Raw genomic sequence first — 17,436 nt, 5'->3', positions numbered from 1 at the left:
TTGGAAAGAATCAATACGTTAACTGTATACGCAGGTGCCTGTGAGTGAGAAAATTTGCAACTGAAAGTGTATTTTTGTGGTTATCAGAATTACAACTTCATTTAACAAACTAACTCACAAACCATCATCAGGACTTTGGAATACTTAAATGGCCTCGAAGTGGCAGAACAGGACCTCATCGAGGTACAAGGCGCCCGGGAACACAATCTTAAAAACATAGACGTAGCCATTCCACGCAATAAGTTGGTGGTGGTAACGGGCATCAGCGGCAGCGGCAAATCTTCGCTCGCATTCGATACGATTTATGCCGAAGGCCAGCGCAGGTACATGGAGAGCTTTTCGTCGTACGCCCGCGGTTTTATCGGCGAAATGGAACGCCCGGATGTCGACAAAATCAGCGGCCTCTCGCCGGTGATCAGCATTGAACAGAAAACGACTTCACGCAACCCGCGCTCCACGGTGGGCACGGTGACCGAGATTTACGACTTCCTGCGCCTGCTCTACGCGCGTGCGGGCGAGGCGTACTCGTATGTGACGGGCCGGCGGATGATCAAGCAGTCGCAAGACCAGATCGTAAACCAGCTGATGACGCAGTTTCTAGGCCAGAAAATCATTCTGCTCGCACCGGCGGTGAAAGGTCGTAAGGGACATTACCGCGAGCTGTTTGTCCAAATCGCTCGGCTTGGTTATACCAAAGTGCGTGTGGACGGGGAGGTGCAGGACATTACGCCCAAAATGCAGCTCGATCGCTATAAGGTGCACGATATCGAAATTGTGATCGACCGCGTGATTCCCAAAAAGGAGGAGGAAGATTCGCAGTCACGGTACCGGATGAGCCAGTCGGTGGCGACGGCCATTAAGCAGGGCAAGGGCGCATTGATGGTGCTGGATGCGAAAGGCAACACGCATTACTTTTCCCAAAACCTGATGGACCCCGAATCGGGGATCAGCTATGACGATCCCGCGCCGAATGCGTTTTCGTTCAACTCACCGTACGGCTGGTGCCCTACGTGCCAGGGATTAGGCATTATCGAGGAAATTACCGAGGATTCGATCATTCCGGACAAGTCATTGAGCATCAGTCGCGGAGGTATTGCACCAATGGGTGAATATCGTGAGGCGTGGATATTCAAGCAGCTGGAAGTTCTTCTCAAAAAATACAAAATCACTCTTACTACCCCGCTTGAAAAATTTCCCGAGGAGGCACTGAAACTCGTGCTTTATGGAAGCGAGGAAGCGGTTCCGGTGCCTTCGAAAAAATACCCCGGCACGGAATGGGAAACGAAATTCGACGGGATCATCAACTTTTTGAAGCGCCAGCAGGAGTCGGGCAACGAAAAAATTCAGGATTGGCTGAAAGATTTCATGGTAACCCAAACCTGCCCCGAATGTCAGGGAAAACGCCTGCGAAAGGAATCGCTGCACTTCAAAATCGATAAAAAAGACATTGCCGAGCTGGCCGACAGCGACATCCGCGTGCTGGCCGAATGGCTGGTAGGGCTGGAAGACCGCCTGGAAGAAAAGCAGCGCGTGATCGGTCACGAGGTTTTGAAAGAAATCCGCAAACGCGTGGGCTTTATGCTCGACGTAGGCCTGGATTACCTCACCTTAAACCGCTCGCTGAGGACATTGTCCGGCGGCGAAGCACAGCGCATCCGCCTCGCGACGCAAATCGGTACACAGCTGACGGGCGTGCTTTATATCATGGATGAACCGAGTATCGGGCTGCACCAGCGCGACAATGTACGCCTGATCAACTCGCTCAAAAGCCTTCGCGACCTGGGTAACACGGTTCTGGTAGTGGAGCACGACAAGGATATGATGCTCGCATCAGACTACATTCTCGACATTGGCCCCGGAGCCGGGCGTCATGGCGGGAGCGTGGTGGGGGCGGGTACACCGGAGAAATTCCTTGAAAATGGCTCATTAACTGCGGATTACCTGGCTGGTCGCGAAGCCATTCAGGTACCCAAAAAGCGCCGGAAAGGTAAAGGCGAGTCCATCACGCTGAAAGGCTGTACCGGACATAACCTCAAAAATGTGTCGGTATCGATACCGCTTGGTACGATGATCTGCGTGACGGGCGTGAGCGGCAGCGGTAAATCGTCGCTGATCCACGAAACGCTGTTTCCATTGCTCAATCAGCATTTTTACAAGTCGAGAAGGGAGCCACTTCCTTACAAATCCATCGAAGGCCTCGAACATATTGATAAGGTCATCGAGGTGGACCAATCGCCGATCGGCCGCACGCCGCGCTCGAACCCGGCTACTTACACGAATCTGTTTACCGACATCCGGACACTTTTTGCGGAATTGCCCGAGGCCAAAATCCGCGGTTACAAGCCGGGCCGCTTCTCATTTAATGTCAAAGGCGGACGGTGCGAGGATTGCGAGGGTGCAGGGATGAAGAAGATCGAAATGGACTTTTTGCCCGATGTGCATGTCAATTGCGAAACCTGTAAGGGAAAGCGGTTCAACCGGGAGACGCTCGAAGTTCGTTTCAAAGGCAAATCCATCGCCGATGTGCTCGATATGACCGTCGAATCTGCGTTGGAATTCTTTGAAAACCAGCCGAGGTTACTGCGCAAAGTGCAGACACTGAACGATGTAGGTTTGGGCTACATTACCCTCGGCCAGCACGCCACTACATTATCCGGCGGCGAGGCGCAGCGTGTGAAGTTATCGGAAGAGCTATCGAAACGCGATACGGGCAAGACATTGTACATTCTCGACGAGCCAACCACCGGTTTGCATTTTCAGGACATCCGCCATTTGCTCAATGTATTGAACAAACTGGTTGAAAAAGGAAATACCGTCCTCATCATCGAGCACAACCTCGACGTGATCAAGGTCGCCGACCACGTGATCGACGTCGGTCCGGAAGGCGGTGCGCAAGGCGGCCGTATCATCGCGGAAGGAACGCCCGAGAAAGTAGCCAAAGTGAAAGGCAGTTTTACGGGGTACTTCCTGAAAGAAGAATTGAAATAGAAATTTGCAAGAAAAGTCATAAAAAAGCCCTGCATGTGATCGTGCGGGGCTTTTTGCTTACATCCATTTACTCAAAAACTGATTGAAAGCCTCCTTGTACTGGTCGCTGACGGGAATCGAAATAGCGCCGATCTGAATGGTATTGCGCGTGACCGCGCTGATTTTATCCAGATTGACGATGAACGACCGATGCACCCGCATGAATTTGGACGCGGGCAGCTTTTCTTCCAGCGCTTTCAGGCTCGTGAGCGAGAGCACAGGCTTCGGGTCCGATTTGAGGTGGACTTTTACATAATCTTTGAGCCCCTCCGTGTACAAAATGTCGTCGTAGGCGATCCGCACCAGCTGATATTCCACTTTCAGGAACAAGTACTCGTCCTTCGGCTCCGCAGAACCGGCCGACGAGGCCTTTTGCACCAGCTCTACGTACGCCTGCGCCTTGGATGCGGCACGGAGGAACTCTTCGTAATTAAAGGGTTTTAGGAGATAGTCAATGGCATCTACGCGAAAACCATCGAGCGCGTATTGATTGAATGCGGTTGTAAAAATGATCCTAGGCGCCTTATTACCGGCTTTTTCAAGCACCCGGGCTAGTTCGATGCCAGTGAGGTCGGGCATTTGAATATCGAGAAAAATGACGTCGATCGGCTTGCTGTTAATCACCTGCAAAGCCTCCACTGCGCTGGAATAACGGCCTGCGAGGTTCAGGAACGGTGTTTTTTCAATAAATGCGCACACCAGGCCGAGCGCCAATGGTTCGTCGTCCACGGCAATGCATTCCAGTGTCACACTCATGCCGTTTCCAGTTCCAGGTGTACTTCAAACTCTTTCTCTTCCTTGTTCTCCGTGACTTCCAGCTGGTATTTGCCGGGGTACAACAGATCGAGACGGCGTTGGGTATTGGCCAGGCCAATGCCGTTGCTTTCGTCCAGAATGGCCCTTTTGTCGGTAAACAGGGTATTTTTCACTTCTACAAATATCTTATGGCCTTCCTGGCGGATCTGAATGTCGATCCGGCTCGGCTGTACGGCGCTCACACCGTGTTTGAATGCATTTTCAATAAAGGGCAGGAATAGCATGGGTGCAATGGAAACGTCGTGGAGCGGGTTGGGCGGATTAAGGTGCACGGTTACCTTGTCGGTCAGGCGGAGCTGCATGAGCTGGATGTAATCCTGCGCAAAAGCTATTTCCTGGCTGAGCAGCACCGTGCCGTGCTGGGTTTCGTACAGCACGTAGCGCATCATGCGCGAGAGCTTATGCAACGCTTCCCGCGCAGCCTCCACGTCGATCACAGTGAGTGCATAAATGTTATTCAGGGTATTGAAAAAGAAATGCGGGTTGATCTGTGCTTTCAAAAACGAGAGCTCGGAATTGATTTTCTCCTTTTCGAGGTTCTGGCGGTACTGCTTGTCGAGCTGCGCCGTGCGTACGGCGGCCACGCTGGTGCTGAGCCCGATGATCATTAATGCGGTGAGCAATGCAAAATAGTCGAGGCGGTCGTGCCGTTTCTTGTCGCCATTCACTTCGCGGGCCAGCTTAAATGCCCGGTCCATCTGCTCGCCGTGGTTGATCGCGATCTTCACCTGCTCGGTAATCACGGCCAGCATCACAACCGACACGATATTGAAAAGGATAAACCGCGAATACTTGTTTTTAGCGAGGAATTTGGGGAACCAGAAGTAATAGTTGAGGTAAAATATGGTGATGAGCAGCGAAAACAACACCGCTTGTTTGATCCAGAAACTCGCCGGAAACTGGATCTGCCAGCTCAGCGGTTGCCACATTAAAAACAGGGCCAGAAAACTCCATCCCAGCAAGTGGAGGAATAACGGAGGATATTTCCGTGCAGCACGCGTATCCATTTAGCAATTAGTTAGTTTCAATGTGCATTGAACGCAACATATCACTGCAATCTTACGCGGAATTTACGAAATCACCTATTTCAATCGATCAAAGTACCCCCGAATGCCGACCGATGGCGCGCTGCAATCTATCAATGGGCCGGGCTGCAGGCGGTGTGGTTTAAACCCTGCGGCCGGAGCGCTGTCAAAGCATGCCTTATGGTGCGTCCGGGTACGGAACCGTCTGTCATTTACCGGGATATATCGTCCGAAAACGGCCTTTGATCGGTACATCTATCCTATCCATCTATTCCTTTTTTATCACAGATAGATAGGTTGTTATTTTGAAATTCGAAAAGTACACTTTTAAAACCCAAACCATGAAACTTGTTTTACAACTAACATTCCTGGCTGTGTTCTCAGGACTCACATCGGAGGCATTCGCCCAGTTTCCGGGCGGTGGCGGCGGTGGTTCCAGAGGCGGTGGAGGCGATTTTCGCGGAGGCGGCAACAGGCCGCAACGGCAGACGGTTATTCCGGGAACGGCAGAAGACACCCCCAAAGGCAACGGTAAAATCACGGGCGTGCTCGTGGATTCGACTTCTAAAAAACCGGTGGAATTCGCCGCATTGTCGCTCGTAGATACGAAAACGAATAGTCCGATTGATGGTACTACTACCGACGAAAAAGGCGAGTTTACCCTCACAAAAGTGGCTTCGGGCAACTTCAAGATCCTGATTTCCTTTATCGGCTATAAAACAAAAACGATCAGCAACGTCAAAATCGACCGCAGGACGGAACTGAACCTGGGCACTGTTGTACTGGTGCCCGACGTGGTGCAGCTTAACGAAGTGGAAGTGGTGGGGATGGCGCAAATGGTGGAGGAGAAAGTCGACAGGCTGGTGTACAATGCTGAAAAGGACATTACCAGCCGGGGCGGTGACGCTTCCGACGTGATGAAAAAGGTGCCGATGCTCACCGTGGACCTCGATGGTAACGTATCGCTCCGCGGAAGTTCCAACGTACGCGTGCTGATCAACAACAAGCCTTCGACGATCATCGCTACCAGCGTGGCCGATGCATTGAAACAGATCCCGGCAGATATGATCAAATCCGTGGAGGTCATCACGTCGCCTTCCGCACGCTATGATGCCGAAGGTTCTGCGGGTATTATCAATATCATCACCAAAAAGAGTACCATTCAAGGCGGTACGCTTAACCTCGACACGGGTATCGGTAACCGCGGCTCCAACCTGGGCTTGCGCGGTAACTACCGGATCGGCAAAATGGGTTTCAGTTTGGGCGGTTTCGGCCGGTTCAATTATAATATGCCGGGTAAATCGGAGAATTTGCAGGTTGGCAAGCTGAGCGATTTTACGGTGCGCCAAATGAGCGATTCCAAAAATAAAATGGCATTTGGCTCCTACAACTTCGGGTGGGACTGGGAAATCGATTCCAAAACGTCATTGTCGGCCGGGGTGCGCTATGGCATGCGGAACAACAAGGTGGACCAGGAGCTCTACACCTACAATACCGTAAACGATACCACTAGAACCAGCTTCCGCGACGTGAACAGCAAGGACCTTTCCGGCACCTGGGACGTGAATGTCGATTATATGAAAACCCTTGCCAAGCCTGGCCAGGAGCTGAGCATTTCGACGCAATACAGCCGTAACAACCGTACGAACGACTTCGACGCCGACATTTTCTCGCTGAACAATACGCAGCTGAGAGAATTGATTGGCCAGCAAGGCAACAACAATAGCAGCCACAACCAGGAAAGCACCGTTCAGGTCGATTACCAGACACCGATCAAGGAAAACCAGATGCTGGAACTCGGTGGAAAGGGTATTTTCCGTCAGGTAGTGAGTAATTTTGATTATTACAACACGGTGGACACACCACAGCCGGCCAGCAACCTGAACTATGATCAGAATGTAGCAGCGGGATATTTGTCCTACACATTCACTACCAAAAGCAGATTTACCGTAAAAGCGGGCACGCGCTACGAATACACGAGCATCGATGCGCAGCAGGGCGAAGCCGGAGACCTGAGATTGCCGGCATACGGTAACCTGGTACCGAGCATTAACCTTTCGCAGACTTTCGGGAAAGGGCAGACCGTGAAGCTGGCCTATAACCGCCGCCTCCAACGCCCGGGCATTCAGTTCCTGAACCCGAACCGGAATGCGGCCAATCCGCAGAACATCACCGAGGGTAACCCGAACCTGAAACCGGAACTGACCGACCAGGTGGAGCTGGGGACAAGCTTCTTCAAAAACTCGATGTACATTAATGTCTCGACTTTCGCGCGCTTCACCAACAGCTCCATCGAAAGCATCCGTACCACCGACGAAAACGGTGTGATCACGACGACTTATGGAAACATCGGTTCGAAGAAGAACTATGGTGCCAATATTTTCGGTAATGTAACTTTCTTCAAAAGATGGCAGCTCGGCGGCGGGTTCGATTTCTACTACGCCGACCTTTCCAACAACAGTCCTGATCTCGCATTGCAAAACTCCAACAGCGGTTTCGTGTTAAGCGGCCGTTTCCGCACCAGTTTGAACATCAAAAACGGCTGGGGCTTGCAGGCAGGCGGCTTCATGCGCGGCCGCGACGTGCAGCTGCAAGGTACGCAGGCCGGTTTCCGCATGTACGACTTCGGTATCCGCAAGGAATTTGCCAACAAGCGTGGCAGCATCGGTTTTGGAATGGAAAACTTCCTCGCGCCTTCGTTTAAAATGAAGACCAGCCTGGAATCCAGTACATTTACCCAAAACAATACCAACTACCTGTACAACCGCGGTTTCCGGGTGAACTTCTCTTATCGTTTCGGTAAAATGACGTTCGTGGAGCAGAAACCGCGCAGAAGAAAATCAGTGAATAACGACGACCAGAAATCCGACGGCGGCGGTAATATGGACGCTGGCGGCGGAGGAATGCAGGGCGGCGGACAGGCGCCGGCAGCTGCACCGGCAGCAGGCGGTCGTGGAGCAGGTGCTCCCGGTGCGGGACGTCCGCAAGGTGCAAGACCAGCCGCAGACAGCACGGCGCGCCCGGTTCAGCAGGGTAACTCTCCGGGCCTTCCCGGACAAGGACAACCTGTAATGCGTCAGGATTCGATCAAACGCGACTCTACGCAAGTAAGGCCGGATTCCACCACAATTCGTCCAGATAGCAGCACCGTCCGCCCGGACAGCACGGCACGTCCGGCATTGCCCGCAACGCCAATCAAGCAGGATTCGACCGCGTTGCCAGTGAAACCAGCTACGCCGGCGGATTCGACGAAGAAGGAATAAAGTTTAATTTATACCGTTAAAAAGCGAAATGCGGGGTCGTAAACCTCGCATTTCGCATTCTTATTCAAATCTTTTTTAGGACAGTGCCATATGCACAGTTAGGTAGCAATGCATGTGTTTTTAGATCCTCAATTATAATTTTTGCGATCAGGACATCTGGCTCTGCGGAATCAAGCGCTGCAAATCCTAGCAATACTTTCTGGTTCGGAGTGTCAATTTTGCAGTTCTCAAATTTGAGATAGTAAACGTTACCCTCTTTAATAATCGAGATCTCTTCATAGATCCGCTTGAAAGACTTTCCCTGTTCATTCAAATCATCTACATTTTCTATCAATCTTACCTTGTTAACGTCAGTAAGTTCGATAGTCCATTGCCTCCTGATGTTAAAAACAGAATCGTCTATCGATTGGTACCTGGATATAAGCTTCGATGCCGTAGAAAAGTCTGGTTCATCATCTGACTCGTTGCGTTTGCAACAAATGAGACATATACAAATGATTAGGTAAGCAAGATGTTTCGTTGTCATTGTCAAATCGTTTTATGTTGATATCGGCAATGATAACTTACACTTCTGTTGTGTCTAGCTTTGAATTATCTCGCGGTGACAACCAATGAATATTGGGAGTCAGATATGGTTCCTGATCGTTTGTAAAATCCGGTCCGCCCCGGCAGCGAGCAACTCCTCGGCCAATGCGGTCCCCAGTTCCTGCGGAAATGCGGTGGCGCCGGTTTCGGTTTTGCGGATCAATTCGGTGCCGTCGAGGCTGATGATGCCGCCGGTCATGCGGATTTCATCTTCGTGAAGCGTTGCCATCCCGAAGACCGGGATGCTGCAACCGCCCTGAAGACGTTTCAGAAATGCCCTTTCGGCGAGCAGGCACGTTTCGGTATGCTCGTTGTTAAGTAGCTCGCGGAGCTTGCTTTTCTTTGCGGGATCGAGCGCCACGGCGGTTTCAATGGCCACGCTGCCCTGTCCTACGGCTGGGGTAAACTCGTCGAGGAGCAAATGTTCGGCTATTTTATCGTCGTACTCCATCCGGTGCACGCCGGCAAAAGCCAGCAGCAGTGCGTCACATTGGCCTTCTTCAAGCTTGCGAAGGCGGGTTTGCAGGTTACCGCGCATATCTACCGTTTTGATATGCGGGTAATAATGTTTCAAAACTGCTACCCGGCGCGTGGACGATGTTCCCACTGTAAACGATTCGCCGCTTTTAAGGGATAATGTCGTATCGTGGCTTACCAGAACGTCGTTCGCCTGCTCGCGTTCGGTGAAAGCGATGATTTCGAATGCGTCATCGAGATGCGATTGCAGGTCTTTGGCGCTATGCACGGCAATATCAATGTCGCCGCTGCGGAGCTGATCTTCCAGCTCTTCGGTAAACACGCCTTTGCTTCCGATTTTTGAAAGCGACCGGTCGAGAATTTTATCGCCTTTGGTTTCAATGATAACGATTTCCGTTTCCACACCGCCTCGCTGCAACAATTCTTCGACATAATACGCCTGCCAAAGTGCCAGCTTGCTCCCGCGGGTTCCTATTTTTATATGCATGATTGTTAATGATCCTGAACGAATGTCAATTCAACGGCGAAGTTAGGCCTTAACTGGGAAACCGCCGAGTGAAATGTTAGAGTTCCAGGATTCGTTTGCGGGCATCTACATCAATCCCTCAGAAATTCCCCGTAAATTAACACCATCAACTTCAGCACCATGGAAAATAAGGGCCTTATCTTCATCCCCGATATCAGCGGGTTTACGCGGTTTATGCATGAAACCGAGATCGAACATGGGCGGCAGATTATCCAGGAGCTGCTCGAAACGCTGGTGAATGCGAATCAGATTGGCCTCGAAATCTCAGAAATTGAGGGCGATGCGATCCTGTTTTTCAAATTCGGGCAGGCGCCGCAGCTCGAAGTGCTGTACCGGCAAGTGGAAAAGATGTTCTGCGATTTCCACAAATACCTGATTGCGTATGATAACCGCCGTTTCTGCCAATGCAAAGCCTGCATTTCGGCTGTGAACCTCACGCTGAAAGTGGTTGCGCATTATGGAGAATTCACGACCTATCAGGTCAAAAACTTCAAAAAACTGATCGGCAAGGACATTATCGTCGCGCACCAGTTGTTGAAAAACGATATTGATCAGCACGAATACTGGCTGGTGACGCAAAATTTGCTGAACGGGCAAAAGCCAAACGGCTTTACCGAATGGATGACGTGGTACCCCGGCTCGAAAACGACCGAGAATGAACAGATCCCATTTGAATACACCCAGATCGGCGCGCTGAAAGACAGTATTCCACCTTACGAAGCACCCGTCCTCGAACCCACCTCAAAAGTGAAGATGCTCACCGTGTCGAAGGATTTCGAGGCGGATATCAAGAAAATCTTTTTCACAGCCGGGCATCTCGACCTCCGTCATCGCTGGCAGGAGGGGGTGAAATACATTGAAGAACTCGATCATTTCCTGCCCAGCCTGGGGTCGCGTCACCGGTGCGTGCGCGAGGACGGCGAGGCGATCCTTTACGCCAGCGGTTTTACTTACGATCCCGATTCACGGGTGGTTTTCAGTGAAACCGACGAAAAGCTGACGGGCTCGCTCTATTTCGTGCTCGAAAAGCTGAGCGATACCCGCACGCGGCTCAGTTTGGAATACTATCTGAAAAAAAATGCCTGGAAACAGCTCATTTTCAGGCTGCTCGAAAAGGAAAAAATGGAAGCCAACATCCGCAAATCACTCAACAACCTGGAAAGGCTACTCCCCGAAATCACAGTCCCCGTAGATTTCTAGCCAAACCCATATCCACTCCACCGCTCCGCCACCCACTCATTCAATCATTCACTCATTCATCGCACCGGCGACCCGGTCATTAACTCATTCGCACATTCACTCATTCACTCATTCACTCATTCAATCATTCAAACCCCCACCGTATCCCCTTCATCGGTAACGATTTTATCCTCAATATAGGCCACGATCATCGACGCAATGTCAAGGCCGCTCACCTCCTCAATGCCTCTCAGCCCTGGTGAGGAATTGACCTCCATTACCAGCGGTCCGCGTGCCGATTGCAGCATATCCACCCCCGCGATTTTGACGCCCAGTGCCTTGGCGGCCGCTATGGCTGTTTGCTCTTCTTCGGGAGAAAGATCAATCATACACCCGGAGCCGCCGCGGTGAAGGTTGGAGCGGAAATCGCCCTCGGCGCCCTGGCGTTTCATAGCGGCTATCACCTTGTTCCCGATCACGAATGCGCGGATGTCGGCGCCTTTGGATTCGGCAATGTATTCCTGGATGAGGAAGTTGGCTTTTAGCCCGTAAAATGCCTCAATGGTCGATTTGGCGGCTTTAATGGTTTCGGCCAGAACGACGCCCACGCCCTGCGTGCCTTCGAGCAGCTTGATCACCACCGGCGGGCCACCTACGAGGTGAATGAGCTCGTTGACCTGCGCTGGGTTTTTGGCGATGACGGTTTTTGGAATGTCGATACCGGCCTTCGCGAGCACCTGCATGCTGCGCAGCTTGTCGCGCGAGCGTAGAATAGCCTGCGACTTGACGGTCGTGAAAACCTTCATCAGCTCCAACTGCCGCACGACCGCGCAGCCAAATGCATTCACCGACGTGCCGATCCGCGGAATGGCGGCGTCGATGCCGGCGACGGACTTGCCTTTGTAAAAAATGGTGGGCTTGCCGCCTTCGATCATGACGGAGCATTTGACATGATCGATCACAACCGCTTCGTGTCCCTTTTGATTGATAGCCTCCACCAGGCGCCTGGTCGAATACAGGTCCGGATTGGTGGATAATACGGCGATTTTCATAAAATGCTTAGAAAAAATGGAGGTTGATCTGGGCTTTGCGCCGGGTGATCCTGGTTAATTTTGGGAACGAGTTGGTGTCAGCGAATGTCGTGCCGCGGACAGATTCTTCTTCGAAACATCGACAATGAATCTGTTTTTGAGCAATTTTCGCCCTAGTAGTATGGGATAACTCATTTTTTGCCGGTTGGCCAGCGAAAATTCGGTACGTATTTTTCGGCCGAAAAGCCGGATTGGTGTTTTGATCACAAAGCGTTTTTCCTCTTTTCCGAAGGAATTGCGGACGACGGTCTCTTTGAAATCGGTTACTATAAAGAAATGTTGAGGTGCTCCGCGCTTGGCGTCGAGGTACACGTGGAGTTCTTTAATGCCTTCTTTTTCCACCAGTTTCACACGCGAGCAATGAATGGCCGAAGTAGCCGCGCCGGAATCTACCCTGACGGGCACATGATGCCAGCCGAGCTCGGGCAAATCCGCCACATCGGTCGCGCCGATAATTTCCAAAGGGCGCTTCATCGGCGCTGGAAAAACTGGCCGACCGTTAGCGACAGGTCCAGAAACACCATTTTGGCCCGCACATTGCGCTCAATGTGGTAATAGGCCGTATTCACTTCCCCGATCATCCTTTCCAGCGATTCAAAATTGACGGTTTTGGAAAAATTCTGCACGAATGTAAGCTCTTCCTGCGGAACGCGCAAAAGCTCGCCAGCGCCGTGGCTCCATACAAGCATATCCCTGAACAGCCGCAATGCATATTCAAGCAGGCCTTTTTGCTTTTCCTTACTCATCACGTCGTAGCTATCGGCAAGTTTCACCAGATGCGCCACGTCGAATTTGTAGGACGACCGCATCCAGTCGGCGAACCACGCCGAGCGGTCATCCTGCTCTTCCTGAACGAGTTTCAATGCCTCAGCCATGTTGCCGTCGGACAGAAATGCGACCTGATTGGCCACCGCGTCGCTCACTTCCTGCTGTTTCAGGTAGGATTTGATTTCCGAATCGCTGAATGCCGGAATGGTAATGCGCTGCGTGCGGGAGATGATGGTGGTGAGCAATTTGTCGGACTGGTCGCTTACGAGGAGGAACAATGTCTTTTCAGGCGGCTCTTCCAGAATTTTCAGGATTGCATTGGAAGAGGCCGCGTTCATGATATCGGGCTTCCAGATGAGCAGGATTTTGTATTCGCCTTCATAGGCTTTCACGGACAATTTGCGCAAAATCCCGCGCGCTTCTTCCACCGAAATGTTGCCCTGCTTGTTATCCGCGCCAATGTGGTCGAGCCAGTCGGGGAGGACGCGGTAGGGGTTATCCAGCAAAAACGAGCGGCAAAGTGGCAGGAATGCCTCGCTGTTTTTGCCATCCACCTTCTTGGAAGTGGCGATGGGGAATATAAAGTGAAAATCGGGGTGGACGAGCTTGCTCATTTTCACGCAGGAGGCGCAGGTGCCGCAGGCGTCGTCATCATTCCGGTTTTCGCAGTTGATGTAGGTAGAGAATGCGAGCGCCATGGCCAGGCCAGCCCCGCCGGCAGGGTAGTCGAACAACTGCGCATGGGCCAAATGGCTGTTCCGGACCGAGCGCCGGAGCGTCGATTTGATATTTTCAAGTCCCGGAATATCTCTGAAAAGCACGATTTTAAATCAATTAATATTGGGTAAAGATGCCTATTGGCTGCGCTGGTATTGCGTTTGTTCCAAAACTGCACGCATAATGTCCTCTTCCGCCTGCCCGAATGCGACGCCGCGGCGGCTCACTGTGTCGTTGGCCACTGCTATGGCCTTTTCGAAGCGATAGTCGCAATAGCCCTCGGCTGCACCGCCCCAGGAGAACGATGGTACGTGTTTGGCCTGAAATCCAGCGCCAAACACATTTACACTTACGCCTACAACGGTGCCAGTGTTGAACATGGTCGAAATTCCTGCCTTGGAATAATCGCCCATCATTAGCCCGCAGAACATTAAACCAGTGTCAGCCAATGCATTAACGGCGTAGCTATGCAACTTCACGTTCGTATGGTCGTTTTTGAGGTTCGAATTATTGGTATTAGCCCCAAGGTTACACCATTCTCCCAAAACCGAATTGCCCAGGTAGCCATCGTGGCCCTTGTTACTATAACCAAACACCACACAATTGCTCACTTCACCGCCGACTTTCGAAAACGGCCCGACGGTCGTGTTTGGCCGTATCTTTGTCCCTTGCGCCAGAACGCCGCTTTCGCCGATCGCAAACGGTCCCTGGATCATTGAACCTTCCTGGATCAGCGCATTCCTGCCAATGTAAATCGGGCCGTTTTCCGCATTCAGAATGGATGCTTTGATTACCGCTCCTTCCTCAATAAAGACATTTTCAGGTTTGTAACAATGCGTGAACGGATCACTGACACCTACCGATTTCCGAATGGACACAATGCGTTCGTAATCGGCTTTGATTTGTGCACCGTTCTGACCGAAAATGTCCCACACATTCCGGATCATCGTGAAAGGTTCTTCATAGGTAACCGCCGAAAGGCGATTCGTGCCTTCCTGTGCATGCCACGCCGCGTGCGTGCGCACGGCGAGGACTTCGCCCTGTTTTGACACGAGTGCATTGCCGTAGGGTAATCCTTTTACGATGCCTGCTAAATGCTCATCGGGACATAATGCGCCGTTGATATACAGGTTATCATCGGAAGCATGCTGCGGGTATTTCTGTGTGAGGTAAGCTTCGGTTTGGAACGAAACCGGGGAATGGCACCTGTCGGCCCACTTTTCGGCCAGTGTATGAATGCCGCAGCGGATGCCGGCGACAGGTCTGGTGTATGTAAAAGGTAAAAGTTGTATTCTAAGCGTTGGATCGTCGAACAGAATAATATCTGGCATGTTTCAAAAAGCGTATGTGCACGCCAAAGTTCGGGCATTTTATTGGTTACGGCAAAAAAAGAAGCAGTCTCCCGAGCATATTTGTCGGGAGACTGCCGCTATATTTTTTCGTGCGCCCGCTGTGTTCGACCACGCAGGTGTACGCCGTAAGCGCTGCTTATTTTCCGTAACGCTTTCTGAACTTGTCAACGCGACCGGCAGTGTCAACCAGTACGTTTTTACCAGTGTAGAAAGGGTGTGACTGCGAAGAAACCTCGACTTTGTACACAGGGTAGGTCTTGCCGTCTTCCCATGTGATGTTTTCAGAAGTTTCTATGGTTGAGCGAGTAATGAATTTAAAGTCGCTTGATAGATCCCAGAAAACTACTTCTCTGTAATTGGGATGAATATCTTTTTTCATTGGTATATGGTATTATTTGTTTCTATACGATTTCCAAAAGGATTGCAAAAGTAAAAAATCCAGATTTGTAAATCAAGCATCCGCGCGCTATCTTTTTTAATATTAATGCAATACACCAAAAATTAATGCGCTAAACTTCACTGAGTTGCTGTTTGAGCACCTCCACGCCGCGCTTCGCTTCCTTTTCAAAGTCGGTGTACACGAAGCATTCGATGGAAAGTCCGCCCTTGTAACCGATCTTCTTCAATGCAGCCAGATAGGGGCGGAAATCGTCGCCTGCCACGCCCGGCGGTGTGCGTTTTGCCTTCTCGGCGATGTGGCAATGCACAATGTGCTTGCCATATTTAACGATCTCCGACGCAGGCTCGTCCTCCACCAGCATATGGTATATATCGCAAAGCAGCTTCACGCGAGGGCTTTTCACGGCGTCTATGATCTCGACGCCCTCGGCCAGGCTGTTGATGAAGTTCGTTTCCCCGCGGTTCAGCGGCTCCACGGCGATGGTAATGCCGTATTTCTCGGCCATGGGGGCCATTTTTTGGGTTAGCTCAATGTGCTGTGCCTTCGCTTTGGCCTTATCGAAGCCTTCTGGAATGATTCTTGAACCACCACTACCGAATACCACAAACTGAGAAGCGCATTCTTTGGCGCGTTTCAGCACGGTTTCGGTCCGTTGCAGAATTGCTTCGTGATTTGCCTCAGGGCCAAGCGTTTTCAGGCTGGCCGGAAGCAGGATCACGTACGATTTGATGGGGAAATGCTCCTGTTTCAATTGTGTCAGGTTTTTCTCATAGCCGGCGTCGCCGTCCTTCGGGATCAGGAAGCCGCCCACGGATTCTTCAATATATGCACACCCCGATTTGCGCAAAAAGTCGGCTTTGTCGTAAGCTGCATACACACCCAGCGGAATGTTGTAGGCTGCGTTTCCGGCAGCTTTGGCCATGGCTTCTGTGAGCGACCCGCCCATCGCGAGGCCTGCTACAAGCCCGGAGGTCGTTTTGAGAAATGTCCGGCGATCGGCCTGTTCGATAATTGTGCTCATAATTATATTGTTTAGCGTCTGTCAGTTGAATTTTTATGGATGAATGTCAGGTGTCTCTGTTTGCAAAGTTTACAAGTTTAGATTAAATCTAAATAGTTGATAACTTTTAATGACTTGATTTTCAGTTTATAATTATGAATTTTAGGATTTTGATGGAAAATTTTTTCTAAAAATGTTTGCAAATTTTTGAATCTCATTTTGCCTAAAAAATTTTCGTAGATTCAATTTTCTGGAAACATCTGGTTATTAGTTTCTTAACAATTTAGTAATTTGGATTATGGCGTTAAAGCCGGTTTTCAGGTGAAATTTCCCGTTGCGTTTGTGAACAATTTAACGTTACTTCAAGAGATTTTTCAAGTGCATCTTCCATTGCAATCCCAACAATATACATCACTAACGTTCTATCTAACACCACATTACTATGTCTATGTATGTCATAAAGCGTGACGGCCGCCGCGAATCCGTGAAATTCGACAAGGTGACCGCCCGTATCGAGAAATTGAGCTACGGGCTCGACGCCACGTACGTCCAACCCGTGGAAGTAGCCAAGAAGGTTGTTTCCGGTATTTACGACGGCGTTACTACCGCCGAGCTGGATAACCTCGCTGCCGAAACCGCAGCTTCCATGACCACCAAGCACCCGGACTATGCGATCCTGGCTGCCCGCGTCGCTATCTCGAACCTTCATAAGAACACATTGAAGTCGTTTTCGGCTACGATGAAGCGTCTTTATACATATATAGATTCCAAAACCGGCGAGAATGCGTCGTTGATCTCCCGCGAGGTTTACGAGGTAATCCGCCAGAATGCATCGCTGCTCGACTCTACTATTATATATGACCGCGACTATTCCTACGATTATTTCGGCTATAAAACCCTCGAAAAGTCGTATTTACTGAAAGTTGAGGGAAAAATTGTCGAGCGTCCGCAGCATATGCTCATGCGCGTGGCGATCGGAATTCACCAGGAGGACGTGCAGGCGGCGATTGAAACCTACCATTTGCTTTCGGAAAAATGGTTTACGCATGCGACGCCTACGCTGTTCAATGCAGGTACCCCGAAGCCGCAAATGTCGTCGTGCTTCCTGCTCACGATGAAGGAGGACAGCATCAATGGTATTTATGATACCCTTAAAAACTGCGCATTGATTTCGCAGTCGGCCGGTGGTATCGGTTTGAGCATTCACGAC

14 protein-coding genes (1 of these 14 running past the window's edge) are annotated in these 17,436 nt (G+C 50.9%); 4 read left to right on the top strand and 10 right to left on the bottom strand.

From position 1 onward, the window contains the following. Positions 1–135 precede the first annotated feature (135 nt). Positions 136–2,988, top strand: coding sequence for an excinuclease ABC subunit UvrA (uvrA, locus tag DFER_RS16245; RefSeq protein ID WP_015812738.1), 2,853 nt, complete (start codon positions 136–138; stop codon positions 2,986–2,988). Positions 2,989–3,045: 57 nt separating this feature from the next. Here the strand turns inward: uvrA and DFER_RS16240 are convergent, their stop codons facing one another. Then, entirely contained in the window at positions 3,046–3,777 is a 732-nt protein-coding gene (locus DFER_RS16240) for a LytR/AlgR family response regulator transcription factor (RefSeq protein ID WP_041736482.1), read from the bottom strand. 2 nt (positions 3,778–3,779) lie between these two features. Beyond that, on the bottom strand, positions 3,780–4,850 hold the full coding sequence (locus DFER_RS16235; RefSeq protein WP_015812736.1) for a sensor histidine kinase: 1,071 nt from the start codon (positions 4,848–4,850) through the stop codon (positions 3,780–3,782). Positions 4,851–5,209: 359 nt separating this feature from the next. Between DFER_RS16235 and DFER_RS16230 the strand changes: the two genes are divergently transcribed. Next, positions 5,210–8,131, top strand: a complete 2,922-nt coding sequence (locus DFER_RS16230) for a TonB-dependent receptor (protein ID WP_015812735.1) — start codon at positions 5,210–5,212, stop codon at positions 8,129–8,131. A 64-nt stretch (positions 8,132–8,195) separates the two neighbouring features. On the opposite strand, the gene DFER_RS30155 is transcribed toward DFER_RS16230, so the two are convergent. Further along, complete coding sequence (locus DFER_RS30155) at positions 8,196–8,657, bottom strand: hypothetical protein (RefSeq protein WP_015812734.1); 462 nt, start codon at positions 8,655–8,657, stop codon at positions 8,196–8,198. 99 nt (positions 8,658–8,756) lie between these two features. Beyond that, positions 8,757–9,680, bottom strand: a complete 924-nt coding sequence (gene hemC, locus DFER_RS16220; RefSeq protein WP_015812733.1) for a hydroxymethylbilane synthase — start codon at positions 9,678–9,680, stop codon at positions 8,757–8,759. Positions 9,681–9,839: 159 nt separating this feature from the next. On the opposite strand from hemC, the gene DFER_RS16215 reads away from it, so the two are divergent. Then, entirely contained in the window at positions 9,840–10,919 is a 1,080-nt protein-coding gene (locus tag DFER_RS16215) for a DUF2652 domain-containing protein (protein ID WP_015812732.1), read from the top strand. 128 nt (positions 10,920–11,047) lie between these two features. Here DFER_RS16215 and rimK read toward each other — a convergent pair whose 3' ends face one another. From rimK to DFER_RS16185, 6 genes are all read right to left on the bottom strand, one after another. Next, complete coding sequence (gene rimK, locus DFER_RS16210) at positions 11,048–11,950, bottom strand: 30S ribosomal protein S6--L-glutamate ligase (RefSeq protein ID WP_015812731.1); 903 nt, start codon at positions 11,948–11,950, stop codon at positions 11,048–11,050. Between the two features lie 54 nt (positions 11,951–12,004). Then, complete coding sequence (locus DFER_RS16205) at positions 12,005–12,463, bottom strand: ATP-dependent zinc protease family protein (RefSeq protein ID WP_015812730.1); 459 nt, start codon at positions 12,461–12,463, stop codon at positions 12,005–12,007. Continuing rightward, positions 12,460–13,578, bottom strand: coding sequence for a DNA polymerase III subunit (locus DFER_RS16200; protein ID WP_015812729.1), 1,119 nt, complete (start codon positions 13,576–13,578; stop codon positions 12,460–12,462). The genes DFER_RS16205 and DFER_RS16200 overlap by 4 nt, the downstream gene beginning before the upstream one ends. Positions 13,579–13,611: 33 nt before the next feature. After that, a complete protein-coding gene (locus DFER_RS16195) occupies positions 13,612–14,805 on the bottom strand; it encodes a putative sugar nucleotidyl transferase (protein ID WP_015812728.1) in 1,194 nt (397 codons plus the stop codon). A gap of 157 nt (positions 14,806–14,962) precedes the next feature. Beyond that, entirely contained in the window at positions 14,963–15,205 is a 243-nt protein-coding gene (locus DFER_RS16190) for a type B 50S ribosomal protein L31 (RefSeq protein ID WP_015812727.1), read from the bottom strand. A gap of 130 nt (positions 15,206–15,335) precedes the next feature. Beyond that, positions 15,336–16,247: a sugar phosphate isomerase/epimerase family protein gene (locus DFER_RS16185; RefSeq protein ID WP_015812726.1), complete on the bottom strand. Its 912-nt coding sequence runs from the start codon at positions 16,245–16,247 to the stop codon at positions 15,336–15,338. A gap of 427 nt (positions 16,248–16,674) precedes the next feature. On the opposite strand from DFER_RS16185, the gene DFER_RS16180 reads away from it, so the two are divergent. Then, a protein-coding gene (locus tag DFER_RS16180; protein ID WP_015812724.1) for a ribonucleoside-diphosphate reductase subunit alpha crosses the window boundary here: on the top strand, positions 16,675–17,436 show its beginning. Its footprint extends 1,683 nt past the window's final position; 762 of the gene's 2,445 nt are visible here — the first part of the coding sequence; its start codon is at positions 16,675–16,677; the stop codon falls past the right edge of the window.

This window comes from Dyadobacter fermentans DSM 18053 (genome assembly GCF_000023125.1).
GTDB classification, from domain to species: Bacteria; Bacteroidota; Bacteroidia; order Cytophagales; family Spirosomataceae; genus Dyadobacter; species Dyadobacter fermentans.
Note: the sequence above shows the minus strand (reverse complement) of the source record. Positions and strands in the feature narration are given on the sequence as shown.